The 3,757-nt window shown below is 72.8% G+C and carries 4 protein-coding genes; 1 reads left to right on the top strand and 3 read right to left on the bottom strand.

From position 1 onward, the window contains the following. The 3 genes from AOK17_RS45300 to AOK17_RS45290 form a co-directional block, all read right to left on the bottom strand. The coding region (locus tag AOK17_RS45300; protein ID WP_245697801.1) for an AfsR/SARP family transcriptional regulator at nucleotides 1-806 on the bottom strand (806 nt) is incomplete at its 3' end. A gap of 374 nt (nucleotides 807-1,180) precedes the next feature. Beyond that, nucleotides 1,181-2,071, bottom strand: a complete 891-nt coding sequence (locus AOK17_RS45295; RefSeq protein ID WP_055618491.1) for a glycosyltransferase family 2 protein — start codon at nucleotides 2,069-2,071, stop codon at nucleotides 1,181-1,183. Between the two features lie 103 nt (nucleotides 2,072-2,174). Further along, nucleotides 2,175-2,612 (bottom strand): DUF3052 domain-containing protein, encoded by a 438-nt coding sequence (locus AOK17_RS45290; RefSeq protein ID WP_245697800.1) that lies wholly within the window; start codon nucleotides 2,610-2,612, stop codon nucleotides 2,175-2,177. 153 nt (nucleotides 2,613-2,765) lie between these two features. On the opposite strand from AOK17_RS45290, the gene AOK17_RS45285 reads away from it, so the two are divergent. Then, nucleotides 2,766-3,713 carry a M56 family metallopeptidase gene (locus AOK17_RS45285; RefSeq protein WP_055618489.1) on the top strand — a complete coding sequence of 316 codons (948 nt, stop codon included), beginning with the start codon at nucleotides 2,766-2,768 and terminating at the stop codon, nucleotides 3,711-3,713. Nucleotides 3,714-3,757: the final 44 nt, after the last annotated feature.

Below are 3,757 nucleotides of genomic sequence, written 5' to 3'. Positions count from 1 at the left end.
GCGGCGTCGGCGAGTTCGGCGGACCCCGACCCCGAATCATCGTCCCGCAAAATCTCCAGGTGGGCCTCACGGACCGTCAGCCCCGGTTCCACGCCGAGTTCGTGGATGAGGGTGCGGCGCAGGTCACGGTGGACGGCGAGGGCCTCGGCGCGGCGGCCCGTCCGGTAGAGGACCATCATCAGCTGGCGGTGGAAGGCCTCGCGCAGAGGGAACTCCGCGACCAGCGCGGCCAGTTCGGGTGCGAGACCGGAGAGCCGTGCGTCCCCGTCGGACATCCCGCGGCCCAGCTCCAGCTCCGCCTCGTACCGGCACTCCAGGGCGAACAGCCGTGCCTCCTCCAGCCGTTGGACGAGGGAGAGTCCGCCGAGGCCGGGAGGCATGCCGGTCAGCGGGGTGCCGCGCCACAGCCCGAGTGCCGCCGCGGCCTCGGTCACGGCCCGTTCCCAGTCCCGCCGCGCGTGTGCCACCCGGGCGGCACCGATCCGGGTCTCGAAGAGGCGTACGTCCAACTCGCCCTCGGAGACGCGCAGTTGATAGCCGGGCGGTACCGACCGCAGCCGGTCCGGGTCGTCCAGGAGGCGTCGCAGACGGGTCACGTGGTTCTGCAGCGAAGCGTGCGCGGAGGCGGGCGGTGTCCCGCCCCACAGCGCGTCCTTGAGTACCTCGACGGAGACGACCCTGCCCGGTTCCAGCAGCAGAGCGGTGAGCAGTACCCGCCCCTTGGCGCTGTTCACCGGCCGTGGCACACCGTCGGCGTCGTACACGACGGTCGGCCCGAGAAGCCCGAAACGCAGACCGGAATACAGACCGGACCGCGGAGCAGATCGCGGAGCGGATCGCTCTCCGGAACCCGGCTCGGGCGACGGCCCGTCAGGGCGGCCGGGCGATCGGTCGCGGCGCGGCCCGGCGCCGCGCTCCGACCGCTGTCCGCCGCCCACCTGTCCGCCTCTTCCCATCGGCGGCCGTCAACGGCCGGAATCCGCCGCTCCCGCCACCTCCCAGGCGAAACTCTGTGCCTCGCCACACCGTTCGCCCCATGTTAGCGATCGGTTGGCGTGGCCTGATTTGATCACCGTTCGGACCCGGTCGTTCCGGTACGCGGTTGGCGTCGTAGGTCGCCGCGGCTCGGGGGAGTGTCGCCGTAGCGACCGGGTCCGAAAACCCGTGGGTGGGGGCCGACTCAGATAACCGGTGGCCGCCCCAGGCGCGTGAGGCGCCAGACGGTCCCCCAGCGCATCGGCCGCCGTTCTCCCGCCGAGACCCGGAGCCCCTCCACGAAGCCGCCGAACCATGCCCGCAGCCCGCCAACAGAGCGTGTGCGCAGGAGAGTCAGCGCGATCCAGACCGCCAGGTGGACGGGGATGAGCGGGAGCGGCAGGCGGCGCCGGACCAGCCAGACGCGGTTGCGGGCGGTGACGCGGTAGTAGATGGCGTGCCGTGCGGGCGAGGTCTTGGGGTGCTGGAGCAGCAGCTCGGGCTCGTACCGGATGGTCCACCCGGCGTCGGCGGCCCGCCACGCCAGGTCGGTCTCCTCGTGCGCGAAGAAGAACTCGGCGGGCCAGTCCCCGGTCTGCGCGAGCATCTCCATGGAGAGGGCGTGTCCGCCGCCGAGGAAACCGGTGACCTCCCCGCCCCGCATCGGGTCCTTGGCGCCGAGCCGGGGCACGTGCCGCCGCTGGGTCTCGCCGTGCTCGTCGGCGATACGGAATCCGACGATGCCCAGGCGCGGATCGGCGGCGTACAGGTCCCGTACGCGCCGCAGGACGTCCGGGTCTACGAGGAGCCCGTCGTCATCCAGGTCGACGACGACGTCCACGTCCCCGAACTCCCGCAGCCGGCGCAGCGCGACGTTCCGGCCGCCCGGGCAGCCGAGGTTCTCGTCGACCTCGATGGCGGTGACCTCGCCGGGCAGCCCCAGCCGGTCGGCGAACTCGGGCAGCGGACAGCCGTTCCCGACGATCACGATCCGGGTGGGCGCTACGTCCTGCTTGGCCACCGACGCGAGCAGCGCGTCGACCTCCTGGGGCCGTGTGCCCATCGTCACCACGGCCACCGCGATCCGCGGCTCCATCGGCACGGCGCCCACCCCCACCACTCGACCTCGTACGACAACCTCGTACGACAACCTCGTACGACAACAAGGGGCGATGCTAGCCGTTCACGGTAAGGACTCTTCAAATACGCCGGTTCTCCTTGCGTCGTACGAACTTCAGCCCCGACCAGTCGTCCCCGAGCGCGGCGACCTTCACATCCACGACACCCAGCGGCAGGAACAGCTCCCGCAGCCCGTTCTCGGTGATGTCGCTGACGTGACCGGCGGCCTTCCGCGGCCAGGCGATCCAGAGCATCGCGGAGTCGGCGAGCGCCTCGACGAGGGCGGGTCCCTCGGCGGCCAGAGCAGCCGCCTCCCGGTAGAAGGCCAGGGTGACGTCCGCCTCCTTCGGCCCTCCTGCGGCGACCTCGCAGTCCTCGGGCAGCCCGGGGATCGCCCACCCCTCCCCCGGCGCGTGCAGCAACCGCACCCGCTGCCCGGCCTTGATCCCGATCTTCTTGGCCAGGGGCGTACCGGAGTACCCGCCGCTCGCCCCGCGCCCGGCACTCGCCCCGCTCACCGCGCCACCACCGTCCATACCCTCACGCGCTCATGCGTCCAATGTGCTCACGCGTCCATGGTTACTCGCGGTTCGCCGTCGTGCCGCTCATTGCCGTCCTGGCCCCGGTGGCAGGTAGCGTGTCCACGGCCGCTTCCCGAAGGAGCCCGCGACATGACCGTATCGATCTCCCTCCTCCTGATGGCGGTCGTCGCATTGGCGGCGGCGGTCGCGGCGCCCCGTGTCCTGACCCGGGCGGTCTGGCCCGACCGGGAGCCCGTGCTCGCGCTGTGGGTGTGGCAGTGCCTGGTCGCGACCGTGCTGCTCTGCTGTCTGACGTCGCTCGTGCTGAGTGCCTCGGCGGTCTTCCACACCGTCCGCGTCCATGTCTTCGCACCCGCGCCGCCCAGGGTCACCGCGGCGTACGACCTGGCCGCCGCCCCGCCCTGGACCACCGCGCTGACGCTGCTGCTGGCCGGCGGTGCCGCCTGGACCACGGCCATGCTGGCGCGGGAGGTGACGGAGGCCCGCAGGCGCGGGCGGCTGCGGCGCGAGCACCTGCGCGAACGCGCCCCCGAGCTGCCGGCCGGGCTCAGCGACTCCCGCGGCCCGCTCCTCGTGCTGGAGGACGAGTACCCGGACGCCTGGTGGATGCCGGGCAGCCCGCCCCAGCTCGTCGTCACCACGGGCGCGCTGCAGCGCCTCACCGACCACCAGCTGGACGCCATCCAGGCCCATGAGCTGGGTCACGCCCGGGCCCGCCACGACTGGCTCCTGCACCTCTCCCAGGCGCTGGCCTCCGGTTTCCCGGGCATCCCGCTCTTCACGCACTTCCGCGACCAGACCCACCGCCTGGTCGAGCTCTCCGCCGACGACACGGCCTCCCGCCGCTGCGGGCACCTCACCACGGCCCTCGCGCTGATCGAGCTGAACCAGCACCGGGGCGTCCTGTCCTGCGCCACTCCCCGCCCCCTGCTCCACCAGCGGGTGGAGCGCCTCCTGGACCCGCCGCCCCGGCTGCCCCGGACCCACCGCCGCGGTACGACGACGGCCGCCGCCCTGGCCCCGCTCATCCCGCTGCTCATCGCCTTCGGCCCGGCCCTGGCGACGCTCGGCTCCTAGGGCCCGGCCCGGCCACATTCCCTCCCCCCTCCTGTCGCTTATAC

The sequence above is a fragment of the Streptomyces phaeochromogenes genome (genome assembly GCF_001418655.1).
Lineage (GTDB): Bacteria > Actinomycetota > Actinomycetes > Streptomycetales > Streptomycetaceae > Streptomyces > Streptomyces phaeochromogenes.
Note: the sequence above shows the minus strand (reverse complement) of the source record. Positions and strands in the feature narration are given on the sequence as shown.